This is a genomic window from Paenibacillus sp. GP183 (assembly GCF_900104695.1).
Classification (GTDB): Bacteria; Bacillota; Bacilli; order Paenibacillales; family NBRC-103111; genus Paenibacillus_AI.
In genome coordinates, this window is the sequence record NZ_FNSW01000001.1 from 3,296,225 (window position 1) to 3,310,906 (window position 14,682).

Consider the following 14,682-nt stretch of genomic DNA (forward strand, 5'->3'; position numbering starts at 1 on the left):
TTATTCCTCCTGAATCACAAGCTTTATCTCATATAATCCTGCAGGCTCCCCTTGCACGATTAAATTATAACTCCAGCTCACCCAGCCTATGCCGCGGCTCAAATCCGATGACATCCCATGAGTATGCATTTCAAGCTCCAGCCTGCCCTGGTTGGTTTGATAAAATCCAATGCTTCGCTCTCCAGGCAGGAACGATTGCTCTGACTCCACATCGCCCTGCCGGATTATTCGCACTTGACCCGTTTCCAGCTTAAGCAGAGTCGTTGTACGCCCAAGCTCCGATTCTGTTTCTTCATAACGAATATAGAAATGCTTCCCTTTCGGGTACAAATCTCCTTGGGCCAACTGCAGGGTTTCCTGCTTCCCCTGCCTGCTTTCGATTCGGATGCGGACTCTTTGTTTACCTGTGGTTGCCATTTAAGATATCTCCGATCCAAGGATAAACGGCTATGCCGTCCTAATGACGAGCGCGTTTGTCAAGGTTGATGCGAAGCAAGATAAGTTTAGAAAAACTTATAATTTCTTATCAACCCAGAAATCCATAGTCTTATGTGTGGATAGGCAAGTTAGCTATTAGTTTATATGATACAGGGATTGAATTCAATCTGCTTGTTCTTGATGCAAGAAAAAAAACACCATGCGGAGAAAGCCTGGTTCTGCACGGTGTTCCGATATATTCTTCCATCATTTAAGGCAGCACCGCCGGAAAATCCGCGGTACGGTTAACTCTTACTCTTATGATTTTACCAATCCGATCAAAATCTCGCGAACAAGCTTCGCTGCAACGATCTGTGTTTGTTCAGAGTGATCATATACCGGCGCAACCTCAACAATGTCGGCCCCCACTACTTTAGCTTCAGAGCCGGCAATGGCATGAACAGCGGCCAGCAGTTCTTTCGAGGTGATACCGCCCGCTTCAGCAGTACCTGTACCGGGTGCGGCTGACGGGTCGAGCACGTCGATATCGATGGTTAAGTACACGGGACGGCCAGCAAGCTCCGGCAGCACCTTCTTTAGAGGCTCCAGAACCTCAAAAGGATGGAGATGCAGGTTCTGACGCGCATATTCGAATTCGTCCCGGGTGCCGGAGCGGATACCGAATTGATAAACATTCTTGCCGCCGATGAGCTCCGCCGCTTTGCGGATCGGTGTGGAATGGGACAACGGCTCTCCTTCGTACTGCTCGCGAAGGTCGGCATGCGCATCGATATGAATCAGCGCCAGATCCGGATACTTCTGATACACCTCGCGAATGACCGGCCAGGAAACGAGATGCTCCCCGCCAAGTCCGAGTGGAAACTTGTCCTCACTCAGCAGCCTGCGGATATAATCCCCAATAATTTCGAGGCTTCTTCCGGCATTGCCGAAGGGCAGCGCCAAATCTCCGGCATCGAAGTAGCTGATGTCTTCCAGACTTTTATTCAGATAAGGGCTGTATTCTTCGAGACCGACCGAAACTTCGCGGATACGGGCGGGGCCGAATCGGGAGCCTGGGCGGAAGCTGACGGTATAATCCATCGGCATCCCGTAAATGACGGCGCGCGAAGCGGCATAATCAGTAGAGCTGGCAATAAATACATTGCCGGAATAGGCATCATCAAAGCGCAAAAGTCTCACATCCTTTATTTATTTACAGGGCTCACGATTCAACCTTACTTCACTAGATCCTCAACGAATTTGGGCAATGCGAATGCAGCTTTATGCAGGCGTGGCGAGTAGTATTTGGTTGTAAATTCAGGGATGGAAGCTTCCTCTACCTGAAGCGGATCATATACTTTACTCCCCATGGTGAAGGTCCAAAGCCCGCTAGGGTAAGTCGGAATATTAGCCGCATACACGCGTACGATCGGGAAGATTTCCTTTACATCGCGGTTAACGGTTTGAATCAGATCCGCTTTAAACCAGGGATTATCGGTTTGCGCGACAAACATGCCGTCCTCTTTTAACGCATCATAGATGCCTTGGTAAAAGCCCTTGGAGAACAGTTCTACTGCCGGCCCAACCGGTTCCGTGGAGTCGACCATAATGAGATCGTATGTGTTTTTGTGATCGTGGATATGCATGTACCCGTCATTTACAATGACCTCAACGCGTGGGTTATCCAGTTCACCGGCGATCGTCGGAAGGTATTTCTTGGAATACTCGATGACTTTGCCGTCAATATCGACAAGCACTGCTTTTTCCACTTTCGGATGCTTCATAATTTCACGGATGACTCCGCCGTCTCCCCCGCCTACTACGAGAACGTGCTTTGGATTCGGATGTGTAACCAGCGCTGGATGTGCCACCATTTCATGATAAACAAATTCATCCTTCACTGTAGTCATGACCATGCCGTCCAAAGTCAGCATCGTGCCCCATTCCACTGTATCGATCATAGCCAGATCCTGAAAAGCCGTTTGTTCTCTGACAAAGGTTTCTTTGATTCTCGCCGTTATGCCGTAGTTATCGGTTTGTTTTTCCGTGTACCACAATTCCATGTCCATTCCTCATCTCATCCTTATTCTTCACAAACTGTATTATAGTAGATTGCCCCCAAAATGCAAGATTTACTGACTCCCTGCCCATTTGTAAAAATAAATGTTCATTCTCCTTGTTTGATTGAATAGAGGACCCCAACCTTTTCCATACTGGTTAATAAGGTTTCCCCAAGGAAAGGAGGTCCGTTATGCCTGATAACAAGCACCCCTCATCCGTGCAATCGGCCAATAAACCGGAGGTACCCGCTATCCGCCACCTTCGGCGTATAAAAAAACTGCTCTCATTCCTATTTTCAAGCACTCTCATCCTCTGTGTCCTTATCGCTTTGTCGCTGCTCTATTTGCGAGCCCAGGCTTTGCCTGTAACCAAGATCCAGCAAACCACCCAGATTGTCGATGCCAACGGTGAATGGATGGATTCTCTTTATGCCGGCCAAAATCGGCAGGTCATTCCGCTTAAGGACGTCTCTCCCTATTTGATTAAAGCCACACTTGCTGTCGAGGATCAGCATTTTTATGATCACTACGGGGTCGATTTCAAAGGAATCGCCCGTGCATCCCTTGTTAATCTTGAGCACATGGCCAAAGTTCAGGGAGCCGGTACGATCACTCAGCAGCTTGCCCGCAATCTGTATCTGAATCATGACCGAACCTGGTCGCGCAAAATCAAGGAAACCGTCTACGCCTTTCAATTGGAGCTGCAGCTGAGCAAAAATCAAATTTTGGAGAACTATTTGAACCAAATCTATTACGGCCATTCGACGTACGGCATTGAAACGGCTTCTCAGCTTTTTTTCGGCAAGCATGCTGTGGATTTGACTCTTGCGGAAAGTGCCCTGCTTGCAGGTGTGCCTAAGGGTCCTCGTTATTATTCACCCTATTATGATTTGAAAGCCTCGAAGGATCGGCAGAAAATCGTCTTGCAGACCATGGTGCGGAGCGAATTCATCACACAGGAAGCAGCGGATGCGGCAAGCAATGAAACGCTCAATATCCTGCCGCTCACGAAGAAAAAACCGGCGATTGCGCCTTATTTTCGCGATTATGTGCGATCCGAGGCTACGGCCAAGCTGGGAATCACTGAGGAACAATTCGATCAAGCCGGTATGAAAGTGTACACCAGTCTGGATTTAAAAGCTCAGCAAATTGCTGAGGATGTGATTCAGGCCCAGCTCAGCCCCTATGACGGACTTCAAGCAGCACTCATTGCGATTGACCCTAGAACCGGTTTCATCAAAGCGATGGTCGGGGGACGGGACTATACCGAAAATCAGTTTAATCGCGCTTTAGCCAGCAGCAGACAACCAGGCTCCTCCTTTAAGCCGATTATGTATTTAGCAGCTCTGCAAATGGGTTTCACTCCGGTTACCCGTTATAAAAGCGAGCCGACGGTGTTCACTTACGATCAAGGGCGGCAAACCTACATGCCCAGTAATTTTGGCGATCAATATGTGCATGATTTTATTGATATGCGCAAGGCGATCGCACGGTCGGACAATATTTATGCCGTGCATACTATTCTCGATGTTGGCCCTGAAAAAGTAATTGAACTGGCACAGCGAATGGGGATCAAAAGCCCGATGAAGCCCCTTCCTTCGCTCGCGCTGGGAACCTTCCCGGTTAGCCCGCTTGAGCTGGCGTCCGCTTACGGCATCATTGCGAATCAAGGCGTCCAGGTCGAAGCGACCGCGATTGAGCGAATCGAGGATGCCGAGGGAACGATTCTTTATCAGGGAGCGCCGACACAAACCAAGGTGACGGAACCCGCTCCAGCCTATGTCCTGACTAATCTAATGGAAGGCGTGTTTGAAGAAGGGGGAACCGGAAGCCGGGTTTCCAGTATTATCAAACGGCCGATCGCCGGAAAGACAGGATCAACCGATACGGATGCCTGGATGGTCGGGTTCACGCCTGAGCTCTCCACAGCGGTTTGGACCGGCTATGATAAAAACAAAATCATCGGCAATGCAGAATCTCATTTAGCCGCACCTATCTTTGCCGAATTCACCGAGCGCTCACTGGAAGCCATCCCGCCCAAGCTGTTTCCCATCCCAGAGGGAGTCGTCAATGTATATATTGATCCGGCAAGCGGGAAACTGGCCAATGCGGATTGCCCGAATTCCCGAATGGAAGCTTTCCTGGCAGGCACTGAACCTACGGCATACTGTACGGATAGAAATGCTGCGCCTCAAACAAGCGAGACAAAACCGACATCGCCCAAGGGTAAAAACGGAACCTGGTGGGAGGATCTGAAGCGTTGGTGGAATAACTGATCAGGAAACACAAAAAGGCAGAACTAAGCGCGCCTTAGTCTGCCTTTTTGCTGTCCTAGTATATGGGTAACATACACTAGTGACCAGTATACTCGCTTCCGATTAGGGTCACAATGCATGACACATAATCTCCATAATTTCAGGAAAGGCCAGCTTTTAGAGCTTCATCCGAGCGGTTCCACCAGTCTTCATTGTGATCGATGAGCTGTTTTTTCAATGCCGCTTTCTCGGTTTCGTCCAATCCATCCAGCACGATTCGGCGTTTCATCGCTTGATCCATCTTGTTGACATGATCGGCGAGAATTTTCCATCCCCGTCTGGCTTCGGTATCCACCAGCATTTCACAAGCCGTTACTCCCGCATAGTAAGAGCCTTCCTCCGTACGATCCACGGCCACCCACACGATCCAGCATTTTCGCCCATTTGGGACATCCTCTTTGTTCGCTGAAAATTTGATCCCCTTTTCCACCCGGCTCTTCGCATGCAGCGCTCCCATATCCAGATACGCTTCACCCTCGTCGATAATCACGCTGGACACATTGCTCAGATCGATAGCTCCCGCCCCAAATCCCTTGTGATTGACCTTCGAGCTGATGATATTGAGGGCGATCTTCTTTTTATCTGAATCCATTTCGGCACCTTCCTATAGATAGGACATAATGTAGCTCTTCTTTATTTTAACTAATGTCCTCTCCTCATTTCCACCTAAAATGAAAAAAAAACTGATTTTCGATTTCTTCCCAGAAATAATCCCAGACAAGCATACATATACATCCTTTAGATGCTTGTCAATACGGGGTGAAAAATCATGAGACCATTATTCAAAAGCCGCAGCTTTCATTGGACGCTCGCCTTACTTTTTGCCGCAGGGGCCGCTCTTCTTTCGGAGTCTCTGCTGCCTCACCGTGCTTCGCTGATCGGAACTTCTCTCCTTCACGAGAAGCCGTATGCCCCCGCACAGGACATGCAGTCAGATCCCAATCTACTGTTTGAGATTCCTGCGCCTAAGCCGTTAAGCAATCGGATCGTAGAATATCATTTGAACGTGCAATATTTGCCGGATTCCAAAGAGCTTCTCGGGCAGCAAACCTTGACTTGGAAAAATCCAGGCTCCCTTCCGGTGGGAGAGCTGTACCTTCATCTGTATCCCAATGCTTTTGAATCCAAAGACACCACCTTTATGCAGGAATCCGGCGGCAAGCTGAGGCAGGATAAGTCCCAGAGCAATAACCATGGAAGCATGCGCCTTCTATCTGTAAAAACCCTTGAAGATCAAGATTTAACGAGGCGGATTGAATTTGTGCAGCCTGATGATGGTAATCAGAACGATCACACTTTGCTCAAGATCATTTTGCCCCAAGCCGTTAATCCTAATGAAAAGATCACGATCAAAACCGAGTTCAAGGTTGAACTCCCTGTTGCTTTTGCACGCATGGGTTACGTCGGGGACTTCGTCATGGCCGGACAATGGTTTCCCAAAGTCGCCGTCTATGAACCGGTTGGAACGCGTGGTCGAACTGCAGAGGGTTGGAACCTGCACCAATATCATGGCAATTCGGAGTTCTATGCTGATTTTGGCATCTATGATGTGAAGATCAAGGTTCCTTCCAGCTATACCGTGGCCGCAACCGGATTTCCGATTAAGTCGCCTGTCGATGATGGCAAAGTGAAATCCTATCAGTTTTATGCAGATGATGTGCATGACTTCGCCTGGTCCGCATCGCCGCACTTCAAATATTATGAAGAGCCCTTTTCCGCACCGCAGGTTCCAGGGGTCAAAATCAAGCTGTATCTGGATCCCAAGCATGATGCGCTCAAAAACCGTTATATGTATGCCGCCAAAAAGGCTCTCTCCCGCTACAGCCAATGGTATGGAAGCTATCCTTATTCCACTCTGTCCATTGTGGTTCCTCCCGAAGGGGGCAATGGAACCGGCGGAATGGAATATCCTACGCTTATTACAGCATGGGGTGTGAGTGAGGAAACGCCCGATCTGGAGCTGGAGCGAGTTGTCGTACATGAAATCGGCCATCAATTTTTTTATGGCATGGTCGCTTCTAACGAATTCGAGGAGGCATGGCTCGATGAGGGCTTCACCACTTATGCAGAGGACAAAATCATGGAGTCTGATTTCGGGTTAATTGCCAACCTGCCTATTGAAGCCAGCTACATGACCTCACCTGAAGCGTTGAAGCTTAATGCCTGGGATTACAGGAACCATAGTGAGTATGCGGATAATGTGTATACGAGAGCCAAGCTTGTCCTAAAGGCCATTGAACGCCAGGTAGGTTCAAATACAATGGATCGTGTTATGAAATCCTACTTCAACCGCTGGAAATTCAAGCATCCGTCCTCTTCAGATTTTCAAAAGACACTGGAGGATGTCACCAAGAGCAATTGGAGCGAGTTTTTCAATCAATATGTATATGGCAGCATGATGGTTGATTATGCAGTTGACAGTATCAAGTCGAAGCTGGTGAAAGGAAGCGGCAGCCCTTCCTATGAAAGCACTATCCTGGTGACCAGATTAGGCGGCGTGTCTCCTTCGGTCCCCATTCATTTTCACTTTGCCGACGGCACTGTGTTAGACAAGGTTTGGGATGGAAAAGAAGCCAGTATTGAATATAAGCTTACGCACGGGGCTCCGGTAGATTGGGTAAAGATAGATCCTGCATATACCTTGGTACTGGAAAATAAACATATCAACAATTATATGAAGACAACCGTCGATGAGAAGTGGAAAATACGTCTTCATCTGGGCTTTGCACAGCTTCTGGAAACTCTGCTCAGTTGGATTGCTTGGTAAATTACGAAGTCAGTTTTGCTAAAGCAAAACTCAAGATTATGCTTACGAAGTCAGTTTTGCTAAAGCAAAACTCAAGATTATGCTTACGAAGTCAGTTTTGCTAAAGCAAAACTCAAGATTATGCTTACGAAGTCAGTTTTGCTAAAGCAAAACTCTAAGGAGGACCTCTCATGAGGCGTTATTTGAAGTCGGGCTTTACCATGGCGCTCCATCAACCATTTGCTGTCATCCTTATGTTTCTTTACCAAGCCGGTTGGGGAGTTTTGCTCTATAAAATGATTCAATCCATCCTATTGCCGCTGATGCACCGCTATCCCGGGGCCGAACAGCCCGCCTTTGCGCTTAAACTATTCTTGGCAGAGAGCCAGTTTCAGCTGTTCAAAACAGATCTGATACAACCTTACATATGGTGGCTGGCTTCCCTGTTTGTGCTTCGAATGCTCGTCACACCGCTGCTGAATGCGGGGATTTATTACTCTCTGGCCCATCCGGAACTTAACGCCGGTTACCGTTTTGTAAAAGGTATCCGTGAGCTGTCCCTTCGCTTCTTTCTCGCTTATATCGTGCAAATCAGCCTGACATTAACGCCGCTCTTTTGGCTCGTGCCTAAATTCCAGACATCCTGGTCCACGCAAAGCTCATACGTTTCCGCTCTTACGGCTATAATGCCATGGCTGATCGCATACCTTTTTTATAGCTATTTGCTGCGGCTTTGCTTTACTTATATCCAGTTTACGCAAGTAAGCCGAGTCCCGCTTCTGTCCTCATTTTCGATTTTGCTGCGCCATGGAGGACTGATTCTTATGATCGGAATCATATTGCTTATTTTCTCGGGACTTTTGACTGGTACGGTTATGACAGCAGCCTACATATGGACTGGATTTATCGCTCTCCTGATTTATCAGCTTTATCCATTTTGCAACATGTTTCTACAAATTTGGAGCCTATCTGCTCAATTCCAGCTTTGGTCCTCCAAGAATAACATGCAATAATCAGGCTGATTTGATCTATTTTCAATAAATTTTTGACCAGCTCCCTTAGCTAAGGGAGCTTTTTTTGTGACAAAATTGTGAACTTTATTTCATATTTTTAAAAAAATCCGTTGTTTGGGGAGGATAAAGTGTTTCAAACCGAGAATATGTGGATCTAGCACTAAAAAACTACATAATTTGCCGAGTTCTCGACAAAAATCGGGAAACGGGGGAACCACTCTGGGTGAATTGATCTCGCAATACAGGGATCATAGGGAAACCTTCAACCGAACCCTTCAGCTAACCTCGTAGGCACCGGAAGGAGTTCAACTGTTGAAGAAGATTATTGTTCTTGGTTTGAGCTTAGTTTTGTTTTTGAGTTTGGGCGTTGGAAGCGCATTTGCACAATCGAAGCTTGAAAAAACGGCAGAGGATTTAATCGGAACCCCCTACAAATGGGCAGGCACCACGAAAAAAGGTTTTGATTGCTCCGGTTTTACCTCTTATGTCTTCGATCAATTGGGCATCGATCTTCCTCACTCATCTAAAGCACAAAGCTATGAAGGCAGCAAGGTAGCGAAGTCAGATCTTCGTGCCGGCGACCTTGTATTCTTCAACACCGACGGCAGAGGTATTTCCCATGTAGGCATCTACCTTGGAGATGGAGTTTTTATTCATTCCGCTACTGACCATGGTGTTACAAAGAACAAGCTTAGTGAGTCCTATTACGCTAAGCGGTATGTAACAGCCGTCCGTATTATGAGCGACGATACATACAATCAACTAACAGCTGAATCCCAGTAATAAACACCTGATAACACATGAATAAAGCCTTCTCATGGTCCCAGCTTGATATTAAGCGGCGTGAGGAGGCTTTATTCTTTCGAAGAATATAATGAGTTGAATAAATTGTTGTAATTCAGCGAATTTTGTAGTCATCAGAACCGGGAAAGCTAACTCTTCAGCGTCTTAATCTAATAGAGGAACAGTTTAAGCGAATGAAAAAATAGAAAGCTATCAATATATGTGGTATGGTTGATCATTCCTCATCGGATTCGACATAGCGCTGCAGCGCTGCCATTTTATTTTCCCAGAATCGCTCGTAATAATCGAGCCACTTCTTCAGCTCGAGCAGCGGCTCCGGCTGCAGGCGGTAGCGCGTCTCGCGACCGACTTTTCTGCTTTTGACGAGCCCCGCATCCGACAGAATACGCAGATGTTTGGACACAGCCGTGCGAGTCATCGGAAAGTGGCCGGTAATAGCCGTAACCGGCATTTCTTGGTCAACAAGCAGTCTCAGCAGACTGCGGCGCGTTTGATCGGCGATGGCCTGAAAGACATCGGGTTTGGGTGCTGTGGCAGCCATCTCAAGCCTCAACGTAAGCGGCCAGCTTTTTTTGTAGCCCTATCCAGCCTTGGAACATTCTCTCGCGGACAAGCTGATGCGTTTCTCCGAATTCGGTGAGCTTGTCGGTATCCCAGCCGGAATGAATAAAGGTAAACTCCGTTTTGCCGTCCAACTCCGTTAATTCGAAAGTAAGCGACCAATCCTTACCCCATTCAAAAGAAAGCCGATTCGGAGGATCAATTACAGTTACTTTGCAGGGAGAATTGCCAAATGGACCCGCATTCAAATGAAATTCAAATCCGGCTACAGGTTGAAAATCATTCGGCATAAACCATGCGGCAATCCCTTCAGAGGTCGCAACCGCGTTCCATACCTTCTGAATAGGAGCATTGAGCACCAGCGTCTGGCGGATATCCGATATTGTGCTCTGGTTGCTATTTTCCATCTTATTCACTCCAATTTTTATAGTTTTTTTATTTCGCTGTCTTCACTTTATCCTTAGGGCGAAAACGCAAGGCGGACCACATATCATCGACAGCTATATTACTGACAGGCCGGTAAGGCGTTTTATTTTGCACCAATTCCGCTAAACTATCCCGGTTAATATCCGGTTTGAATTTACCGCTTTGCTTCGGATAAGTGATCCAAAACAGCGCATCTTCGTTTAAAAAAGGAATGGCTTTCAACATCATTTCCTCGGCTTCCCGGGCATTATTCACAAATAGCTGAATAAACTCATACTTTCCTTCCAGCGTTTCACCCGTTTCAATTCCAAGGAGATACCCTGCAGGCGCACCCAGTACGATTGCTCGTCCTTCTTTGTAACGCAGTTTTTTCAGCAAATCTTCCATGCGGTTAAGCACCTCCTGATGTGAAACCTTTTGGTTTCGCCTTTGATTATATGACACCATCTGGTTTCGTGTCAATCTCTCATCTTAAATATTTTGAATGCTCTAATCTATGATAAACTATTAAAAAAGCTACTATAATTCAGCAAGGAGATTAATCATAATGAAGCTGGTATCCTGGAATGTGAATGGTTTAAGAGCGTGTGTGAACAAAGGATTTAACGATTATTTCAAAGAAGCGGGAGCGGATATATTCTGTATTCAAGAGACGAAGCTGCAAGAAGGCCAAATTAATCTGGAGCAGCACGGAGAATATAAGCAGTATTGGAACTACTCTATTAAAAAGGGTTATTCCGGAACAGCCGTATTCACCAGAATCAAGCCGCTTTCTGTAAGGTACGGCATGGAAGAGGATCATGAGCCCGAGGGCAGGATCATTACATTGGAATTCGACTCCTTTTATCTCGTAAATGTCTACACCCCCAACGCCAGGCGAGATCTGTCGAGGTTGGAGTTTAGACTGGAATGGGAGGAACAGTTTCGAAGCTTTCTTCAGCAGTTGGACGAGCTTAAACCTGTTATCATTTGCGGCGACCTGAATGTGGCCCACAATGATATTGACCTGAAACATCCGAAAGCGAATCGCAACAATTCCGGATTTACCCCTGAGGAACGGGAAAAAATGACCCGATTATTGGATGCCGGGTTTACCGATACCTTCAGACATTTCTACCCTGATCGGACAGATGCCTACTCTTGGTGGTCTAATATGCCAGGAGTAAGAGAGCGGAATGTCGGATGGAGAATTGATTATTTCCTTGTTTCTTCCAGACTAAATTCCTTGTTGATTGAAGCGGAAATCGATTGCGATATCAAAGGCAGCGATCATTGCCCTGTTGTTTTGAATCTTGAAAACACAAAGAGCATACTGGTGTAAACACCATGTAAGCTCTTTTTTTACCCGCCCTCTACTCCCCTGCTTGTTACCAGCCAAAATTCAATGTCTTACCCGTTTCTACGTAAGTTTTGATATTACTAAGCATCATGGGCCAACTCTCAATTGTATTGTCATAAGAGGGATGATTATCTGGCCACTGATCGTTTATCAGCGTGAGCTTCGTACAATCGCCCACCGTCTCTAATGTGAGCGTAACCCTCGTTTCAAGTTCTGCGTGGTTCTCCCGATATGAAGGTCCGGGATGTTCCGTGTAGCTCATGAGCCGATTCGGTTCGATTGCCAGCACCTTACCGTAGACGTGGACCGTCTCATCTCCATCGGTGCCTGGCCCAATATAGGCATAAGGGGCACCAATCTCGAACGTAGAATCAAGAATGCACCCGAAAAAGATCGCTTTGGTTGCTTCAGGTTTTACAAAGACCTGCCAGACATCTTCAGGCTTTGCCCCGACATAAAGAACGTACTTGAGATCATCCATCTTTTATTCCTCCGTTTGATTGTTATTTTATTGTTTTAGTTAGATTGCACAAACAAAGTCAAAATGCTAGTCTCAACTATATAACATAAAATGCGGCTGGTATTGTAAAAACGCGACAATCAGGCGAAGTTAGGGAGGAATGTTCATGAAATCAAATGATGATCAATCCCTTAGGGGTATCCTTAAAGTAGAAGCCGGCATGCAAAAATTTTCGCTAACGCGGTATGAGCCTGCACATGATCTCGCTTTTTTTATCGAGCAATACTGGGTGGTCCGGTTTGACTTGAGAGGACAAGCACCTTATCGTCAAGTCATCTTGTCCTATCCCAATGTAAACTTGGCGTTCGAGCAAGATTATAACGGGATCTTTGCCGGGATTTACGGCGTTCCGAAAACGACATATTCCCGTCTCCTGCAAGAGGATGGCTTGGTCGTGGGTGTTAAATTCCGCCCCGGTGGCTTCTACCCGTTTTGGAAACAGTCCGTATCCCTCCTTACCGGTCAGATCAAAAGCATTCAGGAAGTATTCGGAGTAAATGTGAATGCGCTCCAGGAACAAATTTTTGCCCAGAAATATGAAGACGAGATGGTCCGGCTTGCTGAAAATTTCCTGCGGGAGCGGCTTCCGGAACAGGATGAACAAGTTGAGCTAATCAATAGAATTGTGCAAACCACCATTGAGAATCGGGAGATTACCAAGGTGGAGGACATGGTATGCAGGTTCGGTGTCAGCAAAAGGTCCCTGCAGCGTCTGTTCAGCCGTTATGTCGGTGTCAGCCCGAAATGGGTCATCCAGAGGTATCGGCTTCAAGAGGCGGCTGAGCTTATGGAAAAAGGAGATGTTCCCGACTGGCCTAAGCTGTCGCAGGATTTGGGGTATTACGATCAATCCCATTTCATCAAGGATTTTAAAGCTATGATAGGCCGTTCACCGCAAGAATACATCAAGGAAACCGGGCTTTCCTAACATACTTATATTGTTGAATTAAACATCAAACTTTGCCATTCAGCAATCGAAATATACCCATAACATATTAATTTTGCTAGAATAGGAATTATAATGAAGAATATTATCGAAAGGCCTGTTCGAAGGACCTGCCGAAAGAAATTGGATCAAAATTCGCGAAGGGCAAACGACGGACTATGAAATGTTGGCCAAGCTTCTCGTTCAGGTATCCAGCTCTCTGTAAGGTGATAATTTTTTCCAAAGAGGAGACTATCCTATGAGATTTCGTGCCATTATTCTACTTAGCGGCAAGAGCGCCACTGGTATCCAAGTTCCGGATGAAGTTGTTGCGAGCCTCGGGACGAGCAAAAAACCGCCTGTCCGTGTCACAATCGGAGGTCATACATACCGCAGCACTGTGGCGTCTATGGGCGGAAAGTATATGATCCCGGTCAGTGCAGAGCACCGTATGAGTGCAGGAGTCGCCGCGGGTGATGAGCTGGATGTCGACATTGAGCTTGATACCGAGCCTCGCGAGGTTATCATCCCGCCCGACTTCTCGAACGTGCTTGATCGCGATGCGGATGCCAAACGGTTCTTCGACGGGCTGTCCTACAGCAATAAGCTGCGGTTTGTGCTCTCGATTGAGGAAGCCAAGACGGCCGAGACCAGGCAGCGTCGTATAGATAAGGCGCTGAGCATGCTGAGAGAAGGTCGAACCTAGAGGCTGGTTCGAGCGGCTGAAAGCAACAAAATCCCCCGCCACTTAACCAAAAGTGGTGGGGGATTTTGTTACCAGATATGAAAGTATAAAATTTCGGATCACCGAAATTGACTTTCTTATTGGCGAATAAACCTACCTTTAAACGCGGTCGCTCATCTTCGAAAGACCACGATAGAGGTTTATCTCATTAGCGCAATGTTTTCAATGCACCGCTCCAAGCGAGCACTTGATCAAGCATTCCATTAACATTGGTAAGATTCAGATCAGCTGGCTTAAAAACAGTTCCGTTCTCAAAATCAGTGAAAAGTGACAATGCCGGGTGAATGCGGACGTCCGCCACGGATAATTCCCCCAAGATTCCACGTAAATGTTCAGCTGCACGAGCGCCGCCTACGGCACCATAACTTACGATGCCTGCTGCCTTATTGTTCCAAGCATCTCGCGCAAAATCAAGAGCATTTTTCAATGATGCTGTTATGCTATGATTGTATTCTTGAACGATAAATACGAAGCCATCCAAGCTGGCTAGCTTTACATTCCATGCTGTCGCTTGTTCTGTAGCATCAGCTTCTCCAAAAAGAGGAAGCTTGAATTCTGCGATATCTACGATTTCATAATTAGCATCTCCACGTTTATCAGCGACACTTTTTATCCATTCTCCAACTTGTGGACTGAGACGACCTTGACGCGTGCTTCCTAAGATGATTCCGATATTTAATTTTGACATTGTGTCTTCCTCCTAAGTAGTTTTTCTCCATAATTAAACATAATATATTTAATTACATTTGTCAAGTTGATTACAAATAGTTAGTAAAAAACCAAAAGAAAGCTGCAGCATCTGCCTCCCGGC

16 protein-coding genes and 1 riboswitch are annotated in these 14,682 nt (G+C 46.7%); of the genes, 7 read left to right on the top strand and 9 right to left on the bottom strand.

Annotated features, from left to right (window positions below):
• The 3 genes from BLV33_RS16275 to speE all read right to left on the bottom strand — a co-directional run bounded on the left by BLV33_RS16275 (position 1) and on the right by speE (position 2,480).
• Entirely contained in the window at positions 1–417 is a 417-nt protein-coding gene (locus BLV33_RS16275) for a YwiB family protein (RefSeq protein WP_090793919.1), read from the bottom strand.
• Positions 418–735: 318 nt separating this feature from the next.
• Positions 736–1,608, bottom strand: a complete 873-nt coding sequence (gene speB, locus BLV33_RS16280) for an agmatinase (protein WP_090793922.1) — start codon at positions 1,606–1,608, stop codon at positions 736–738.
• A gap of 44 nt (positions 1,609–1,652) precedes the next feature.
• A complete protein-coding gene (gene speE, locus BLV33_RS16285; RefSeq protein ID WP_090798972.1) occupies positions 1,653–2,480 on the bottom strand; it encodes a polyamine aminopropyltransferase in 828 nt (275 codons plus the stop codon).
• A 188-nt stretch (positions 2,481–2,668) separates the two neighbouring features.
• Between speE and BLV33_RS16290 the strand changes: the two genes are divergently transcribed.
• On the top strand, positions 2,669–4,753 hold the full coding sequence (locus tag BLV33_RS16290; protein ID WP_090793924.1) for a transglycosylase domain-containing protein: 2,085 nt from the start codon (positions 2,669–2,671) through the stop codon (positions 4,751–4,753).
• A gap of 139 nt (positions 4,754–4,892) precedes the next feature.
• On the opposite strand, the gene BLV33_RS16295 is transcribed toward BLV33_RS16290, so the two are convergent.
• Positions 4,893–5,384 carry a YwhD family protein gene (locus tag BLV33_RS16295; RefSeq protein ID WP_090793927.1) on the bottom strand — a complete coding sequence of 164 codons (492 nt, stop codon included), beginning with the start codon at positions 5,382–5,384 and terminating at the stop codon, positions 4,893–4,895.
• 177 nt (positions 5,385–5,561) lie between these two features.
• On the opposite strand from BLV33_RS16295, the gene BLV33_RS16300 reads away from it, so the two are divergent.
• The 3 genes from BLV33_RS16300 (at position 5,562) to BLV33_RS16310 (ending at position 9,334) form a co-directional block, all read left to right on the top strand.
• Complete coding sequence (locus BLV33_RS16300) at positions 5,562–7,559, top strand: M1 family metallopeptidase (RefSeq protein ID WP_090793930.1); 1,998 nt, start codon at positions 5,562–5,564, stop codon at positions 7,557–7,559.
• A gap of 170 nt (positions 7,560–7,729) precedes the next feature.
• A complete protein-coding gene (locus BLV33_RS16305) occupies positions 7,730–8,551 on the top strand; it encodes a hypothetical protein (RefSeq protein ID WP_090793932.1) in 822 nt (273 codons plus the stop codon).
• Between the two features lie 168 nt (positions 8,552–8,719).
• A riboswitch (cyclic di-AMP (ydaO/yuaA leader) is annotated at positions 8,720–8,860 on the top strand.
• Positions 8,861–9,334: a C40 family peptidase gene (locus BLV33_RS16310; protein WP_171909357.1), complete on the top strand. Its 474-nt coding sequence runs from the start codon at positions 8,861–8,863 to the stop codon at positions 9,332–9,334.
• A gap of 235 nt (positions 9,335–9,569) precedes the next feature.
• Here BLV33_RS16310 and BLV33_RS16315 read toward each other — a convergent pair whose 3' ends face one another.
• The 3 genes from BLV33_RS16315 to BLV33_RS16325 are packed head-to-tail and all read right to left on the bottom strand — an operon-like array spanning position 9,570 to position 10,729.
• A complete protein-coding gene (locus tag BLV33_RS16315; RefSeq protein WP_090793939.1) occupies positions 9,570–9,896 on the bottom strand; it encodes an ArsR/SmtB family transcription factor in 327 nt (108 codons plus the stop codon).
• A gap of 1 nt (position 9,897) precedes the next feature.
• On the bottom strand, positions 9,898–10,323 hold the full coding sequence (locus BLV33_RS16320; protein ID WP_090793942.1) for an SRPBCC family protein: 426 nt from the start codon (positions 10,321–10,323) through the stop codon (positions 9,898–9,900).
• A 28-nt stretch (positions 10,324–10,351) separates the two neighbouring features.
• Positions 10,352–10,729 (bottom strand): hypothetical protein, encoded by a 378-nt coding sequence (locus BLV33_RS16325; protein WP_090793945.1) that lies wholly within the window; start codon positions 10,727–10,729, stop codon positions 10,352–10,354.
• Between the two features lie 160 nt (positions 10,730–10,889).
• On the opposite strand from BLV33_RS16325, the gene BLV33_RS16330 reads away from it, so the two are divergent.
• Positions 10,890–11,663 carry an exodeoxyribonuclease III gene (locus BLV33_RS16330; RefSeq protein WP_090793948.1) on the top strand — a complete coding sequence of 258 codons (774 nt, stop codon included), beginning with the start codon at positions 10,890–10,892 and terminating at the stop codon, positions 11,661–11,663.
• 46 nt (positions 11,664–11,709) lie between these two features.
• On the opposite strand, the gene BLV33_RS16335 is transcribed toward BLV33_RS16330, so the two are convergent.
• Positions 11,710–12,162: an SRPBCC family protein gene (locus BLV33_RS16335; RefSeq protein ID WP_090793951.1), complete on the bottom strand. Its 453-nt coding sequence runs from the start codon at positions 12,160–12,162 to the stop codon at positions 11,710–11,712.
• Between the two features lie 145 nt (positions 12,163–12,307).
• On the opposite strand from BLV33_RS16335, the gene BLV33_RS16340 reads away from it, so the two are divergent.
• Together BLV33_RS16340 and BLV33_RS16345 are read left to right on the top strand one after the other, a co-directional pair.
• Positions 12,308–13,129, top strand: coding sequence for a helix-turn-helix domain-containing protein (locus tag BLV33_RS16340; protein WP_090793954.1), 822 nt, complete (start codon positions 12,308–12,310; stop codon positions 13,127–13,129).
• Between the two features lie 256 nt (positions 13,130–13,385).
• The gene (locus BLV33_RS16345; RefSeq protein ID WP_090793957.1) at positions 13,386–13,832 is read left to right on the top strand and encodes a YdeI/OmpD-associated family protein; all 447 of its coding nucleotides are present in this window, start codon (positions 13,386–13,388) and stop codon (positions 13,830–13,832) included.
• Positions 13,833–14,019: 187 nt separating this feature from the next.
• Here the strand turns inward: BLV33_RS16345 and BLV33_RS16350 are convergent, their stop codons facing one another.
• Entirely contained in the window at positions 14,020–14,559 is a 540-nt protein-coding gene (locus BLV33_RS16350; protein WP_090793960.1) for an NADPH-dependent FMN reductase, read from the bottom strand.
• Between the last annotated feature and the right edge of the window lie 123 nt (positions 14,560–14,682).

Bases quoted from the DNA above. Each gene is read 5' to 3' on its own strand.
- BLV33_RS16275 (WP_090793919.1), bottom strand. From the start codon at position 417: ATGGCAACCACAGGTAAACAAAGAGTCCGCATCCGAATCGAAAGCAGG.
- speE (WP_090798972.1), bottom strand. From the start codon at position 2,480: ATGGAATTGTGGTACACGGAAAAACAAACCGATAACTACGGCATAACG.
- BLV33_RS16290 (WP_090793924.1), top strand. From the start codon at position 2,669: ATGCCTGATAACAAGCACCCCTCATCCGTGCAATCGGCCAATAAACCG.
- BLV33_RS16295 (WP_090793927.1), bottom strand. From the start codon at position 5,384: ATGGATTCAGATAAAAAGAAGATCGCCCTCAATATCATCAGCTCGAAG.
- BLV33_RS16300 (WP_090793930.1), top strand. From the start codon at position 5,562: ATGAGACCATTATTCAAAAGCCGCAGCTTTCATTGGACGCTCGCCTTA.
- BLV33_RS16305 (WP_090793932.1), top strand. From the start codon at position 7,730: ATGAGGCGTTATTTGAAGTCGGGCTTTACCATGGCGCTCCATCAACCA.
- BLV33_RS16315 (WP_090793939.1), bottom strand. From the start codon at position 9,896: ATGGCTGCCACAGCACCCAAACCCGATGTCTTTCAGGCCATCGCCGAT.
- BLV33_RS16320 (WP_090793942.1), bottom strand. From the start codon at position 10,323: ATGGAAAATAGCAACCAGAGCACAATATCGGATATCCGCCAGACGCTG.
- BLV33_RS16325 (WP_090793945.1), bottom strand. From the start codon at position 10,729: ATGGAAGATTTGCTGAAAAAACTGCGTTACAAAGAAGGACGAGCAATC.
- BLV33_RS16330 (WP_090793948.1), top strand. From the start codon at position 10,890: ATGAAGCTGGTATCCTGGAATGTGAATGGTTTAAGAGCGTGTGTGAAC.
- BLV33_RS16335 (WP_090793951.1), bottom strand. From the start codon at position 12,162: ATGGATGATCTCAAGTACGTTCTTTATGTCGGGGCAAAGCCTGAAGAT.
- BLV33_RS16340 (WP_090793954.1), top strand. From the start codon at position 12,308: ATGAAATCAAATGATGATCAATCCCTTAGGGGTATCCTTAAAGTAGAA.
- BLV33_RS16345 (WP_090793957.1), top strand. From the start codon at position 13,386: ATGAGATTTCGTGCCATTATTCTACTTAGCGGCAAGAGCGCCACTGGT.
- BLV33_RS16350 (WP_090793960.1), bottom strand. From the start codon at position 14,559: ATGTCAAAATTAAATATCGGAATCATCTTAGGAAGCACGCGTCAAGGT.